The organism is Sphingopyxis sp. A083 (assembly GCF_001468495.1).
Lineage (GTDB): Bacteria > Pseudomonadota > Alphaproteobacteria > Sphingomonadales > Sphingomonadaceae > Sphingopyxis > Sphingopyxis terrae.
In genome coordinates this window covers 297,867-311,531 of the sequence record NZ_LNSK01000003.1, presented here as the reverse complement: position 1 = coordinate 311,531, position 13,665 = coordinate 297,867, and the positions used below count along the sequence as shown (strand labels likewise).

The 13,665-nt window shown below is 64.7% G+C and carries 15 protein-coding genes; 12 read left to right on the top strand and 3 right to left on the bottom strand.

The window, feature by feature from the left end:
* The first annotated feature begins 10 nt into the window (after positions 1 to 10).
* The 3 genes from ATE59_RS08775 to hslU are packed head-to-tail and all read left to right on the top strand — an operon-like array spanning position 11 to position 2,746.
* Positions 11 to 817 (top strand): class I mannose-6-phosphate isomerase, encoded by an 807-nt coding sequence (locus ATE59_RS08775; protein WP_058812085.1) that lies wholly within the window; start codon positions 11 to 13, stop codon positions 815 to 817.
* A 56-nt stretch (positions 818 to 873) separates the two neighbouring features.
* On the top strand, positions 874 to 1,440 hold the full coding sequence (gene hslV / locus ATE59_RS08770) for an ATP-dependent protease subunit HslV (RefSeq protein WP_058812084.1): 567 nt from the start codon (positions 874 to 876) through the stop codon (positions 1,438 to 1,440).
* Between the two features lie 4 nt (positions 1,441 to 1,444).
* Positions 1,445 to 2,746: an ATP-dependent protease ATPase subunit HslU gene (hslU, locus tag ATE59_RS08765; protein WP_058812083.1), complete on the top strand. Its 1,302-nt coding sequence runs from the start codon at positions 1,445 to 1,447 to the stop codon at positions 2,744 to 2,746.
* Between the two features lie 108 nt (positions 2,747 to 2,854).
* On the opposite strand, the gene ATE59_RS17575 is transcribed toward hslU, so the two are convergent.
* The gene (locus ATE59_RS17575; RefSeq protein WP_003044814.1) at positions 2,855 to 3,028 is read right to left on the bottom strand and encodes a DUF1328 family protein; all 174 of its coding nucleotides are present in this window, start codon (positions 3,026 to 3,028) and stop codon (positions 2,855 to 2,857) included.
* A 255-nt stretch (positions 3,029 to 3,283) separates the two neighbouring features.
* Between ATE59_RS17575 and ATE59_RS08760 the strand changes: the two genes are divergently transcribed.
* The 7 genes from ATE59_RS08760 (at position 3,284) to ATE59_RS08730 (ending at position 9,810) form a co-directional block, all read left to right on the top strand.
* The gene (locus ATE59_RS08760; RefSeq protein WP_058812082.1) at positions 3,284 to 4,156 is read left to right on the top strand and encodes a helix-turn-helix domain-containing protein; all 873 of its coding nucleotides are present in this window, start codon (positions 3,284 to 3,286) and stop codon (positions 4,154 to 4,156) included.
* A gap of 157 nt (positions 4,157 to 4,313) precedes the next feature.
* The gene (locus ATE59_RS08755; protein WP_051066407.1) at positions 4,314 to 5,228 is read left to right on the top strand and encodes a tetratricopeptide repeat protein; all 915 of its coding nucleotides are present in this window, start codon (positions 4,314 to 4,316) and stop codon (positions 5,226 to 5,228) included.
* Complete coding sequence (gene tilS, locus ATE59_RS08750) at positions 5,182 to 6,174, top strand: tRNA lysidine(34) synthetase TilS (RefSeq protein WP_058812080.1); 993 nt, start codon at positions 5,182 to 5,184, stop codon at positions 6,172 to 6,174. The genes ATE59_RS08755 and tilS overlap by 47 nt, the downstream gene beginning before the upstream one ends.
* A 102-nt stretch (positions 6,175 to 6,276) precedes the next feature.
* A complete protein-coding gene (gene ftsH, locus ATE59_RS08745; RefSeq protein ID WP_058812079.1) occupies positions 6,277 to 8,220 on the top strand; it encodes an ATP-dependent zinc metalloprotease FtsH in 1,944 nt (647 codons plus the stop codon).
* 49 nt (positions 8,221 to 8,269) lie between these two features.
* On the top strand, positions 8,270 to 8,665 hold the full coding sequence (locus tag ATE59_RS08740) for a hypothetical protein (RefSeq protein ID WP_058812078.1): 396 nt from the start codon (positions 8,270 to 8,272) through the stop codon (positions 8,663 to 8,665).
* 31 nt (positions 8,666 to 8,696) lie between these two features.
* A complete protein-coding gene (locus ATE59_RS08735) occupies positions 8,697 to 9,179 on the top strand; it encodes a hypothetical protein (RefSeq protein WP_058812077.1) in 483 nt (160 codons plus the stop codon).
* A 25-nt stretch (positions 9,180 to 9,204) separates the two neighbouring features.
* Complete coding sequence (locus tag ATE59_RS08730) at positions 9,205 to 9,810, top strand: DUF3800 domain-containing protein (RefSeq protein ID WP_058812076.1); 606 nt, start codon at positions 9,205 to 9,207, stop codon at positions 9,808 to 9,810.
* A gap of 78 nt (positions 9,811 to 9,888) precedes the next feature.
* Here the strand turns inward: ATE59_RS08730 and rpoZ are convergent, their stop codons facing one another.
* Positions 9,889 to 10,233 carry a DNA-directed RNA polymerase subunit omega gene (gene rpoZ, locus ATE59_RS08725; protein WP_003044837.1) on the bottom strand — a complete coding sequence of 115 codons (345 nt, stop codon included), beginning with the start codon at positions 10,231 to 10,233 and terminating at the stop codon, positions 9,889 to 9,891.
* A 137-nt stretch (positions 10,234 to 10,370) separates the two neighbouring features.
* Here rpoZ and ATE59_RS08720 point away from each other — a divergent pair, with 137 nt between their 5' ends.
* A complete protein-coding gene (locus ATE59_RS08720) occupies positions 10,371 to 11,561 on the top strand; it encodes a phospholipase D-like domain-containing protein (RefSeq protein ID WP_058812075.1) in 1,191 nt (396 codons plus the stop codon).
* 6 nt (positions 11,562 to 11,567) lie between these two features.
* Here the strand turns inward: ATE59_RS08720 and ATE59_RS08715 are convergent, their stop codons facing one another.
* The gene (locus ATE59_RS08715) at positions 11,568 to 12,164 is read right to left on the bottom strand and encodes a class I SAM-dependent methyltransferase (protein ID WP_058812157.1); all 597 of its coding nucleotides are present in this window, start codon (positions 12,162 to 12,164) and stop codon (positions 11,568 to 11,570) included.
* 168 nt (positions 12,165 to 12,332) lie between these two features.
* On the opposite strand from ATE59_RS08715, the gene ATE59_RS08710 reads away from it, so the two are divergent.
* Entirely contained in the window at positions 12,333 to 13,658 is a 1,326-nt protein-coding gene (locus ATE59_RS08710; RefSeq protein ID WP_058812074.1) for an MFS transporter, read from the top strand.
* Positions 13,659 to 13,665: the final 7 nt, after the last annotated feature.

Sequence of the window (13,665 nt, the reverse complement as noted above, 5' to 3'; positions counted from 1 at the left end):
TTTTGGGCAAATGTTGACCCGCCTCGAAACCATCGTTGTCGAAAAGCCCTGGGGCCGCACCGACATCCCGCGCGACTTCGGCGATTTCGGTGGCCGCCGTGTCGGCGAGATATGGTTTTCGAACCCCGCCGGCATTGACGCGCCGATCTTGGTGAAATTCCTTTTCACCTCGGAGCGGCTGTCGATTCAAGTTCATCCCGACGATGTGGCAGCGTGGGCGGCAGGCTATCCGCGCGGCAAGGAAGAATGCTGGCTGATCCTCGATGCAAAGCCCGGCGCCGAACTCGGCGTTGGGCTCAACCGCGAAAGCAGCCGCGAAGAGCTCCACAGTGCCGCGCTCGACGGCGGGATCGTTGACATGATCGACTGGCGCCCCTCGAAAGTCGACGATTTCGTCTATAATCGGTCCGGCACGATCCATGCAATCGGTCCCGGGCTGACCGTCGTCGAGGTGCAACAGAATGTCGACTGCACCTACCGCCTCTACGATTATGGTCGCCCGCGGCAGCTTCATCTGGACGAGGGGCTGAAGGTCTCGAACCCCGGTCCTGCCAACGACCCACGCGATGCAGTAGTCGATCCGCGCGCCAACTGTATGCTCGTCAGCGGACCGCATTTCCATCTCGCCCATCTCGCAAGCCCCGTCGACCCGGCAATCCTCGCGCAAGCGAGCGGCGACCTCACCTTCGTCCCGCTCGCGGCAGGTTGCCGCGTTGCGGGCGAAAGCGTCGCACTTGGTGAAGCTGTGCTCATCACCGATCCCACGGCCATCGAAATCGACGACGGTAGCCGCGCGCTCCTGACCTGGCCCGCCTGACGGCGATCCCGCCCCTCCCCTTGCGGCCCGGCGCCGCTTTACCCATATCGCGCCGCATGACCCAATCGACCGCGCACCGTGACGCGCCCTGGCACGGAACCACCATCCTCTCCGCCCGCAACGCAGACAAGGTCGTCGTAATCGGCGACGGTCAGGTGTCGATGGGGCAGACGGTGATGAAGCCCAACGCCCGCAAGGTCCGCCGCCTCCACGACGGCAGCGTGATCGGGGGCTTCGCGGGTGCGACCGCCGACGCCTTCACCCTGTTCGAACGGCTCGAGGCCAAGCTCGAACGCCACAATGGTCAGTTGCTGCGCGCCGCGGTCGAACTCGCCAAGGACTGGCGCACGGACAAGTATCTGCGCAACCTCGAAGCGATGATGATCGTCGCCGACAAGGAGGTAACGCTCGTCATCACCGGCAACGGCGACGTCCTCGAACCGCTCGGTGGCATCGCCGCGATCGGCTCGGGCGGCAATTTCGCGCTGTCGGCGGCGCGCGCACTCGCCGATTATGAAAAGGACCCCGAGGTGCTGGCGAAAAAGGCGATGCAGGTCGCCGCCGATATCTGCGTCTACACCAACGACCAGACCACGCTCGAAACCATCGAAATTCAGGCATAATATCATGAACAAGGATTTGACTCCGAAGGCGATCGTCGCCGCGCTCGACACGCACATCATCGGTCAGAAGGATGCCAAGCGCGCGGTCGCCGTCGCGCTGCGCAATCGCTGGCGCCGCCAGCAGCTCGCCCCCGATCTGCGCGATGAGGTCAGCCCCAAGAATATCCTGATGATCGGCCCGACGGGGTGCGGCAAGACCGAGATTTCGCGCCGTCTGGCCAAGCTCGCCGATGCTCCCTTCATCAAGGTTGAGGCGACCAAATTCACCGAGGTCGGCTATGTCGGCCGCGACGTCGAGCAGATCGCGCGCGACCTGGTCGAGGAAGCGGTGCGTCTCGAGAAAGATCGCCGCCGCGGCGCGGTGCGCGCGGCCGCCGAGGAAGCCGCGATGGAGCGCCTCCTCGACGCGCTGACCGGCAAGGGCGCCAGCGAAGCCACGCGCCAGAGCTTCCGCCAGCGTATCCGCGAAGGCCATCTCGACGACAGCGAAGTCGAGATCGAGGTGTCCGACGCCCCCGGCATGCCGTTCGACCTGCCCGGCCAGCCCGGCCAGATGAGCATGATCAATCTCTCCGACATGCTCGGCAAGGCGATGGGCGGCCTTCCCAAGAAGCGCCGCAAGATGAAGGTCATCGACGCCGCGACCCGGCTGATCGAGGAAGAGCAGGACAAGCGGCTCGATCAGGACGATGTCGCGCGCGTCGCGCTCGCCGATGCCGAAGCCAATGGGATCGTGTTCCTCGACGAGATCGACAAGATTGCGGTCAGCGACGTGCGCGGCGGTTCGATCAGCCGCGAGGGCGTCCAGCGCGACCTGTTGCCACTTATCGAGGGCACGACCGTTGCGACCAAATATGGTCCGATGAAGACCGATCATATCCTCTTTATCGCCAGCGGTGCGTTCCATGTCGCTAAGCCCAGCGACCTGCTCCCCGAATTGCAGGGCCGTCTGCCGATCCGTGTCGAATTGGGCGCACTCAGCGAGGAGGATTTCGTTCGCATCCTCAGCGAGACCAAAGCGGGTCTCCCCGAGCAATATGCCGCGCTGCTCGGGACCGAAGGGGTCACGCTGAGCTTTACCGCCGACGCCATCGCCCGCGTCGCCCGGCTCGCGGCCGAGGTGAACGAAAAGGTTGAAAATATCGGCGCCCGCCGGCTCCAGACGATCATGGAACGGCTTGTCGAGGAAGTGAGCTTCACGGCCGAAGACATGCCCGACACCACGCTCGAAATCGACGCCGCCTATGTCGACAAGCAACTCGCCGATGTCGTGGGCGACACCGATCTCAGCAAATATGTGCTCTGACGGCTAGCGGCCCACCGTCGTACGGCGGCGGGGGTTGCCTCCTGATTGCACAAAAAAAGCGGGCGGTTTCAAACCGCCCGCTTTTTTTGTTGCTTATGTCGCGACCTGTCAGCTGATCTTCTTCGCCGCAGCCGAACCGAGGACGAGGAACAGAACAACCAGGGCCAAGCCGACGAAGAAGAGGATTTTGGCGATCCCGGCCGCTGCACCGGCCACGCCGGAGAAGCCGAGAACGGCCGCGAGCAATGCGATCACTGCGAAGATCAACGCCCATTTGAACATGTTGAATTCCTTTCGATACCTAATCATCCGGATTCGCGCGCTTTGTTTCGCGGGAACGATGATTTGAACGGATGAGCGGCGGCGAATGTTCCGCGCCCCATCCTCGCGTCCGCACGTCGGCTTTTCCGCCAATCCGGAATCCGCTTCCTTTCGGCCTGTTGTTTGCGGAACTTCATTTGACTTTCGCGCGTCCACAATGCGAGAACGAGCCGACACGGTCGAAACGGGTTGCAAGCGACCGGCACGGAGACAGCAATGGCAGATGAGGACGTCGCCCCGCAGCAGGGCGAGTTGGCGATCACGCGCACCGGCGACCGGCTTCGCCTAGCGCGCGAGGCGGCAGGGCTTTCGCTCGCCGACATCGCGACGCGTACGCGCGTGACCCAGCGGCATCTTCAAGCCATAGAAAACTCGGAATTTTCGGAACTTCCGGGCCGGACTTATGTCACCGGCTTCGCCCGCGCCTACGCTCGCGCGCTTGATCTGCCCGAGGCCGAAATCGCCGCCGAGCTTCGCCGCGAACTCGACGAGGATGAATATGGCGCGCGGCCGCTCTACGAAGCCTATGAGCCGACCGACCCCGCCCGCCTGCCGACCGCACGGTTGACCTGGACGCTCGTCATCGTCGCGCTCTTGCTGGTCTCGGCCTATGGCGTGTGGCGCTTCCTGTCGGTCGAACCCGACGAGGCGCTGATCGCGGCACAAAATGCCGACGCCGACGCGTCAGAAGCCCCTGCTGCCGCTACCCCGGCGGCAGGCGCCGCCAAGGCGGGCGCGCCGAACGCGGCAGTGCCGGCGAACGCCCCCGTCGTGCTTACCGGCCTTTCCGAAGTGTGGATCGGGTTCGACGATGCCGCGGGCAAGACCGAAAATTGGCGCACGCTCGACGCCGGCGAGACCTATGAGGTTCCCGCAGCCTATATCGAGCAGTTCACGCTGCGCACGAGCCGCCCGCAGGCGCTCAAAATCACCGTCGGCGGCCGCGACGTCGGCGCGACCGGCCCCGCCGATACGCTCGTCAAGGGAATCTCGCTCAAACCCGCCGACCTCGTGGCGCGCGCCGAAGGAAGCGGCAGTACCGCGACGGTTCCGCTGCCCAAGGCCAAAGGCGCCTCCGCGCGCCCCTGATTCGTCTCCGTTCCCGACGGATCGACGCGGCCGCGCGCCGAAATGGGTTTGCGTATCCGCCGTTTGCGGCGTTATGAGAGCATAGAGACAAGATAGTTAACTGGTGGGGGCCGCACGGCAGATGAGGAAGTTACAAGGGTCTTTGATCGGCGCGACAATGATCGCGCTGACAGCGGCGCCTGTTGCACAGGCGCAGGACGCCGGGATCGACAAGCGCGTCGAGCGATTGGAAAAGGAAATGCGGGCGGTCCAGCGCTCGGTCTTCCCCGGCGGCAGCCCCGCTTTCTTCGAGGGCGAGATCGCGCCCGACAACACGCCCGGCGAACGCGCGAAGGGCAATGCCCCGGTCATCGACCTCACCGCGCGCGTCGATGCGCTCGAAGCCCAGCTTCAGACGCTCACCGGCCAGACCGAGCAGAACAGCTATCAACTACGCGAACTCGAAAAACAGTTCGCCGCCTATAAGGCCGAAATGGAAAAGCGCCTTGCCGCCCCCGCCATCGGCGGTGAAACCCCGGCAAGTCTGCCGCTTGCATCGGGTTCGGGGGCGACCAAGCCTGCCACGGTGACGCAGGCGTCGACGACTACGACCACCAAAAAGCCCTCAACGACGACGCCCGCCGCGAGCAAACCCGACGCCAACCGGCTCGCGCTCGTCAAGAAGGTCGAAATTCCGGCGACCGGCAACGAGGCCGAAGATGCCTATACCTACGGCTTCCGCCTGTGGGACGCCAAACTCTATCCCGAGGCGCAGGCGCAGCTCAAACAGGTCGTGGCAAAATGGCCCAAGAGCAACCAGGCAAGCTATGCGCAGAACCTGCTCGGGCGCGCCTACCTCGATGAAGGCAAGCCCAGCCTTGCCGCCGTCGCTTTCTATAATAATTACAAGGATCGGCCGAGCGGGCCCCGCGCGCCGCACAGCCTGATGTATATGGGAGTAGCGCTCGACAAGCTCGGGCGCAAAGCCGACGCCTGCAAGGCCTTCCGCGAACTGGATGAGGTCTATGGCGACAAGGCACCGAAGGATGTCCGCGACGATGCTGCCGCCGCAAAAGCAAAAGCAGGCTGTTGACAGCGACGCCGTCGAGCGGCTCGGCGGCGAACTCGCCGCGCTCGTCGGCGCTGACTGGCATCGCCGTGACTATGGCGTCGCCGTATCGGGCGGCCCGGACAGCATGGCGCTGCTCTGGCTGATGGCTTCGCTGCTGCCCGGGCAGGTCCGGGCGGCGACGGTCGATCACGGATTGCGCAGCGGTTCGGCCGAAGAGGCGCGCATGGTCGCGGCCTTCTGCGCGCGTGAACATATTCCCCACGCGACGCTGACGCCGGATAGTCCAATCGCGGGCTCGCTGCAGGCCGCGGCGCGAACGGCGCGCTATGATCTGCTCGACGGCTGGCGCCGCGAACAGGGAATCGACTTCATCGTCACCGCACACCATGCCGACGATCAGCTCGAAACGATGATCATGCGGCTCAACCGCAGCAGCGGCGTCGGCGGCCTCGCCTCGATCCGCACGCGCAACGGTCAGGTTCTGCGCCCCTTGCTCGGCTGGCGGCATATGGAACTGACGCGGCTCGCGCTCGATCAGGACATTCCGTTCGTCGACGATCCGTCAAACAGCGACGAGCGTTTCGACCGGGCGCGGCTGCGCCACGCGCTGCGCTATCAATCGACGATCGACGCCGAAGCCGCCGCACGCTCGGCGCGCTGGCTCGCCGAAGCCGACGAGGCGCTCGACTGGGCGGTCGATCAGGCGATCACAAGCTGGCCCGAGGCCGACGACGCGGCGGTCATTCGCGATCTCGGCTATCCGCCCGAGCTTTTCCGCCGCATCGTCATGCGCCGTCTGTCGCAAGCCGACCCGCGACTCGTGCTGCGCGGCGTCACCCTCGACACGGTCATCGCGGCGATGCGCGAAGGCCGCCGCGCGATGGTCGGCAGCCTGTTGATCGACGCAGCAGGCAACAGTGACGGCTCAATCTGGCGCATTTCCTCGGCGCCGCGGCGGAAAAGCTGAATTTATCGCGCTTGGCACATTGTCATTTAACCGGATATTCCTATCTTGCAGCCTATAGTCGCGGCTTCTCGCGATGCTGGCGTTGATTGGGATATTTTCCGAATGCAGGACGACAAGGAACCGCAGGGCAACCCCTGGATGAAGAGCGTGATGATCTGGAGCGGCATCCTGCTTGCCATGCTCCTCGTCGCGTCGATGTTCGGCGGCGCCTCGCAGGGCACCGGTTCGCCGATGGCCTATTCGGAATTCCGTGAGAAGGTTCAGGAAGGCGCCGTGAAAGAAGTCGTCCTTTCCGATGACCGCGTTTCCGGCAAGCTGACCAATGGCGAAAACTTCTCGGCCAATATCGTCCGCGATCCCGAACTGCTCAAGCTGCTCAACGACAATGGCGTCAAATATGACGGCAAGCCGACCGACCAGGGCAATATCTGGGTCTATCTGCTGATCCAGGCGCTGCCTTTCATGCTGATCCTCGGCATCGCTTTCTTCGTTTTCCGCCAGGTTCAGAAAAATAACGGGTCGGGCGCGATGGGCTTCGGCAAGAGCCGCGCGAAGATGCTCACCGAGAAGCAGGGCCGCGTGACCTTCGACGATGTCGCCGGCATCGACGAGGCGCGCGAAGAACTGCAGGAAATCGTAGAATTCCTCAAAGATCCGAGCAAATTTTCCAAGCTCGGCGGCCAGATCCCGAAGGGCGCGCTGCTCGTCGGCTCACCGGGCACCGGCAAGACGTTGCTTGCCCGCGCGATCGCGGGTGAAGCCGGCGTCCCCTTCTTCACCATCTCGGGTTCCGATTTCGTCGAAATGTTCGTCGGCGTCGGCGCGAGCCGCGTGCGCGACATGTTCGAGCAGGCCAAGCGCAATGCGCCGTGTATCGTCTTCATCGACGAAATCGACGCGGTCGGCCGGCATCGCGGTGCCGGCCTTGGCAACGGCAATGACGAGCGCGAACAGACGCTCAACCAGCTGCTCGTCGAAATGGACGGCTTCGAAGCGAACGAGGGCATCATCATCGTCGCTGCGACCAACCGCCCCGATGTGCTCGATCCGGCGCTGCTGCGTCCGGGCCGCTTCGACCGCCAGGTCGTCGTCCCGCGCCCCGACATCGAAGGCCGCCAGAAGATCCTCGAGGTTCACACGCGCAAGAAGCCGCTCGCGCCCGACGTCGACCTGCGCCGCATCGCGCGGGGCACGCCCGGCTTTTCGGGTGCCGACCTTGCCAATCTTGCCAACGAAGCCGCACTGCTCGCGGCCCGCAAGGGCAAGCGCCTGATTGCGTCGAGCGAGTTCGAGGAAGCCAAGGACAAGGTGCTGATGGGCGCCGAACGCCGTTCGATGGTGATGACCGAGGACGAAAAGAAGGCCACCGCCTATCACGAGGCCGGCCACGCGCTCGTGTCGATTCACGTCGAGCATAATGATCCGCTGCACAAGGTGACGATCATCCCGCGCGGCCGCGCGCTGGGGGTCACGTGGAACCTGCCCGAACGCGACCGCTATTCGATGAGCATGAAGCAGATGAAGGCACGCCTCGCGCTCTGCTTCGGCGGCCGCATCGCCGAGCAGCTCATCTACGGCAAGGATGAGCTCAACACCGGTGCGTCGAACGACATCCAGCAGGCGACTGACATGGCGCGCTCGATGGTCATGGAATATGGCATGTCCGACAAGCTCGGCTGGCTGCGCTACCGAGACAATCAGGACGAGGTATTCCTCGGCCACAGCGTTTCGCGCGCGCAGAACATGTCGGAAGAAACGGCCAAGCTGATCGACGCCGAAGTTCGCCGCCTCGTCGAGGACGGCGAGAAGACGGCGCGCAAGGTGCTCACCGACCATCTCGACGAGCTGCATCTGCTTGCAGGAGCGCTGCTCGAATATGAGACGCTCTCGGGCGAGGAAGCGCGCCGCGCGATCAAGGGCGAGGACATCGGCCGCGACAGCGACGCGAACAAGCCCGGCGCCCCCATTCAGGGTCATGCCGGCGGCCTGCCGCAGATCAAGCGCAAACCGCGCCCCTTCGGCGACACGCATCCTCAGGGCGCGTGACGACCGTCGATTCAGCCGGTATTCAGGGCGCCGAAGGAATTTCGGCGACATGATGAACGGCAGGATGCAGCGCATGGGACTGGTTTCGGCGGCTCTGGCATCCGGGCTAGTTCTGACCGCGGCGTCGCCCGGTGACATGAGCGTCGCGACCTTCCTGCAGCGCGCCGAAGCGTTGCAGCGGCTTGGGCCGCTCGCACTCGCCATGCCCGAGACGGACCAGCTCAAGGGCGAGGTCATCGCGGCAGGCAAGCGCTATCAGGCGCGGATCGAGGCCGACCGCAAAGCGGGACGCAAATCGGCGAGCTGTCCGCCGAAAAGCGGCACGCTGACCCCCGAGCAATGGCTCGCGCATCTTCGCACCTATCCGCCGCAGAGCCGCAGCCGCACGACGATCAACATGGCGTTCGACGGGTTGATGCGGAAACGCTATCCCTGCCCCGCTTGACTAGGCCGATTTCCAACATTCTAAGGACCAGATGATGCGCGGCAGGCTTTTCGCATATATTCTCGCGGCGGGCCTTGGCGCCGCCGCGCCCATGGCCGCCGCGCAGGAAAAGGGTGCGCTGACCTCGACTGTGGAACTCGAGAAGGTGAGCGGCGCCGACAGCGCCAAGCCCGTCAAATCCTACGTCGCACCGGACGTCGTCGTTCCCGGCGACCGCGTGCGCGTCACACTGCTGTTCGCCAATCCCGGGCTCAGCCCGGCGACGGGGGTTCGCATCGTCAACCCGATCCCCGCAGGGCTAGTTTTCGACGGCACCGACGACCGCGCCGATTTCAGCGTCTCGGTCGACGGCGGCAAGAGCTTCGGCGATCTTGCGGGACTCACCCTCCCGGGCGCCGATGGGTCGCCGCGCGCGGCGACGGATACCGACGTGACCCATGTCCGCTGGCTCTGGAGCACCGCCGTACCGGCAGGCGGATCGCGCTCGGTTGCCTTTTTCGGCCGCGTCAAATGATCGACGTACGGGGCGCGGCGCAGGCATGACCATCTATTGCGACGAATCGGGCGGCCTCAATGCCGGCGCGATGACTTTTGCCGCGGTGATGCTTACCTCCGAAGCCGCGGCGCAAATCCATGCCCGCTTTCGCGCCGTGACGGGCCTGCGCGGCGAACTCAAGGGCAGCCGTATCTGCCTGACCGAGCGTGCCTATCTCCTCGAACTTTTCGACCGGGCGGGCGGACGCGCCTGGGTGGCCGTCGCCAAACGCGCGCGGCTCCAGCCGCCGGCCAACGGCCAGCCGACAAGCGATCTTGCACTCTACGCGGCGCTTCTCGATCTCGCGATCGGAAGCTGGCTTCCCGAAACCGGCGGCGTGTGCAGCGACGTGGTGATCGACGACGGCCGCTACGATCCCAAAATTCTCGAAAATGTCCGCGAGGCGATCCAGACCGGGCTCGGCGGCTGGGGCCGCGCGTCGCTCGCCGACAGCCGCCGCTCGGAAGGCGTGCAGATCGCCGATGTCGTCGCGAACAGCCTCTATAATGTCGAGGTCGCGTCACCGCGTGCACGGCGCATCGGCATCATTATCGAACCGATGCTCGCCTCGCGCGCGATCCGCGTCGCCGAACTCACGCAGCTTCCCTGAGCGCGCCGCCAAGGCGCCCCGGAAACGAAAAGGGGCCGCGGCTTCCCGCAGCCCCTTTCGGTAGTGCTTTCGCCGATCTTAGTCGAAATCGGCGCCGCCACCTGCGGGACTGCGCGGCGGCGCGGCCGCGGTGAGGCGAAGCGCCTCGGCCGAGCGGGCGATCGAGCTGATTTCATCGGGCGTATCGTCATCGTCGACGACAACCTTCTGCAGCGATCCGGTGAGCGCGTCCTTGAGGTCGACGGGGCGGATCGTCTGTTCGGCGATCTCGCGCAGCGCGACGACCGGATTCTTGTCGCGATCGCGATCGATGGTCAGCTCCGAGCCGCCCGAAATTTCGCGGGCGCGATGCGCCGAAAGCAGCACCAGATCGAAACGGTTGGGAACTTTGTCGACGCAATCTTCGACGGTAACGCGGGCCATCTTGTTTCCTTAGATGAGGAGAGGCCAGCCCGATGGGCATGGCGGCAAGCGCTGCGCGCTAGCAGGCAGCGCCCGATATGTCAACAAAACCGGGGTGCTTGCGGCGCTTCGCGGCTCCTGCTTATGACAGGCGCAGGATGACCGAGCCCCCTGCCCCTGCCCGCGAGCGATTGCATTGGAGCGCCGATGTGGCGGGGCACCGGATCGAGCTGCTGTTCGACGGCGCCGCGCGGCTCGAACGGTTGCTCGCCCTGATCAATAGCGCGATCCGCAGCATCGACCTCGTCATGTATATCTTCGAGGGCGATAGCGCGGGGACCGACGTGCTCGACGCGCTTGCCCGCGCGGCGCGGCGCGGCGTCCGCGTGCGCGCGGTCGTCGACAGTTTCGGATCGTCGAACACGTCCGACAGCATCTTCGTGCCGCTGCGCGACGCGGGTGGCGAAGTGACCTATTTCTCGCGCCGCTGGCGTTCGAGCTATCTGATCCGCAACCATCAAAAACTGATCATGATCGACGGCGATATCGCGATCACCGGCGGCTTCAACATTTCCGACGACTATCTTAGCGCGCCGCGCGCCGACTGCTGGTTCGATCTGGGGATGATCCTGCGCGGGCCGAGCGTCGCGAGCGCCGTCGAGTGGTTCGCGCAGATCCACGACTATGCCGTCAACCACGACGGCAAACTCCTCATGCTCCGGCGGCTGATCCGCGAATGGCCGGTCGAAAATAGCGCCGTAACCTGGCTTGTCGGCGGACCGACGCAGCGCCTCTCACCATGGGCGCGCGCCGTGCGCGCCGATCTCGAGGGGGCGCGGCAACTCGACATGGCGATGGCCTATTTCTCGCCGACGCAGGGGATGTTGCGCCGGCTCGGGCACGTCGCGCGCTTCGGGCGCGCGCGTTTCGTCATGGCAAGCAAATCGGACAATGCTGCGACGATCGGCGCCTCGCGTCTGCTCTACGGCTATCTTCTGCGCAAAGGCGGAGCGGTTTGGGAGTATCGGCCGTGCAAATTGCACATGAAGCTGATCGTCATCGACGACATCGTCTATATCGGATCGGCCAATTTCGACGTGCGCAGCCTGTTCGTGAATGTCGAGATCATGGTGCGGATCGCGGATGCGGACTTTGCACAGCGCATGCGCGGTTTCGTTGCGGGACTCGAAGAGGATTGCGACGTGATCACCGCCGAAACGCACAAGGCTCGCGCCGGCTGGCTGACGCGCCTGCGCTGGACGCTTGCCTGGTTCGTGGTGGGCATCGCTGATTATACGGTATCGCGGCGGCTAAATTTCGGGCTTGCCGAACCCGATCCCGAGCTTTGACGGCGCTCAGTCTTTCCAGCCCCAGAACAGGAAACAGGGCGGGACATTGATCCATTCGAAGGCATTATCGATGCGCTTGAAATGTGCCGCGAGAAAATCGCGCGCGCGGGCGCGGAACTGATAGACGAGGAAGGCCCCGCCCGGGCGCAGCACGCGGTGCGTCGCTGCCGCGATTGCCGGCCCGACGCCCGCCGGGAGCGTCGAAAAGGGCAGACCCGACAGCACATAATCGGCCTTGTCGAAGCCGTGCGCCTTGACGATTTCTTCGACGTCCGCGGCCGAACCATGCACCGCGACGAAGCGGCTGTCGCGGATCTCCTTGCGCAGATAGGCGATGAAATCCTCGTTCGTGTCGATCGCGATCAGCATCGCATCGCCCGCCAGCCGTTCGAGCACCGGGCGGCAAAAGGTGCCGACGCCGGGGCCATATTCGACGAACAGCTTGGTATTCTTCCAGTCGACGGGGCGCAGCATGTGGCGGATCAGCGTCGGTGACGAGGGCACGATCGACCCGACCATGACGGGATGCTTGATGAATCCCTTCACGAACATACCCCAAGGGCCAAAAAATCGCTTCAGCCTCTCGCGGATCCGACGGGACATCGCGATTTTCGATTCTTGGGCCTGCGCCCGCGGATTGGTCATGATGGCTTTCGCGTTGTTGCGGTTCTTGGTGGAGTGGCAAAATCGTGGCGGCGGCGCAAGAAAAGAGTCTGTCTTGACACTGGACAGACGCCCGGCGGCGTGTAGGGAAACAGGCACTTGCGGTAAATGGTTGGAAAACAGGGGGAGGACGAATTGAGCAATATGACGCGCTCGATTCCGGCCGATCGCATGGCAGTCCTCTTCGCCATCATGCTCGTCGCCGCCGCCGGCAATACTGCGATGCAGTCGATCCTTCCCGCCATCGGCGCCAAGCTTCACATCCCCGACGTCTGGGTCAGCCTGGCGTTCAGTTGGTCGGCCTTGCTCTGGGTCCTCACCGCTCCCTATTGGGCGCGCCAGTCGGACAAGCGCGGGCGCAAGGTGCTGATGGCGCGCGGAATCATCGGTTTTTTCCTGTCGATGGCGCTGTGCGGCGTGACCCTGTGGGCCGGGCTCCAGGGCTGGCTCGCCGCCGGCGCGACCTTCATTCTCTTCGCGCTCTTCCGCAGTCTTTATGGCGGCTTCGGATCGGCGGCGCCGCCCGCGGTCCAGGCCTATGTTGCCGCACGCACCGATCCCGAGGAGCGCACGCAGGCGCTGTCGCTCGTATCCTCCTCCTTCGGGCTTGGCACGGTGATCGGCCCCGCGGTTGCGCCCTTCTTCATCCTCCCGATCTTCGGCCTTGCAGGGCCGTTGCTCGTCTTTGCCCTGATCGGCCTCACGGTGCTTGTGATGCTGCGCTGGCGGCTTCCCGACGATATGCCTCGCTTTGCGGCGCGCGGCGCGATCGCCTCCTACCCGCTCTCGGCGGGGCCGGGCGAGCCGACCGCCGAGGATGAAAATGAACTCGATCCCGCCGAGCAGGAATCGCTCGGCTGGCGCGACCGGCGCGTGCGCCCGTGGCTGCTCGCGGGATTTTTCGGCGGTCAGGCGCAGGCGATGATGCTCGGCGTCATCGGCTTCCTCATTCTCGACCGGCTGCATCTGCGTCTGCGGCCCGACGAAGGCGCGGCTATTACGGGTATCGTGCTGATGGCGGGCGCCTTTGCGACGCTGCTCTCGCAATGGGGGCTCATCCCGCTGCTCAAGATGACCCCGCGCACCACCGTCCTGTACGGTGCCGCTTTTGGCGGCGTCGGCATCCTCATGACCGGGCTGGCGCAGGATCTGCACGCGATCGTCATCGGTTTCGCCCTCGCCTCGCTCGGTTTCGGGCTCTTCCGCCCCGGCTTTACCGCTGGGGCCTCGCTCTCGGTCCCGCGCCGCGACCAGGGCAGCGTCGCCGGGATGACGGCGTCGATCAACGGATCGGCCTATATCATCTCGCCCGCCATCGGCGTCCTGCTCTACAATTGGCACCCGATGGTCAGCTATGGGCTGATGGCCGCTTTTTGCGGCTGGCTCGTTGTTTGGGGCTGGTCCGCCTTACGACAGGACCAGCCCGCAATCTGAATATCGG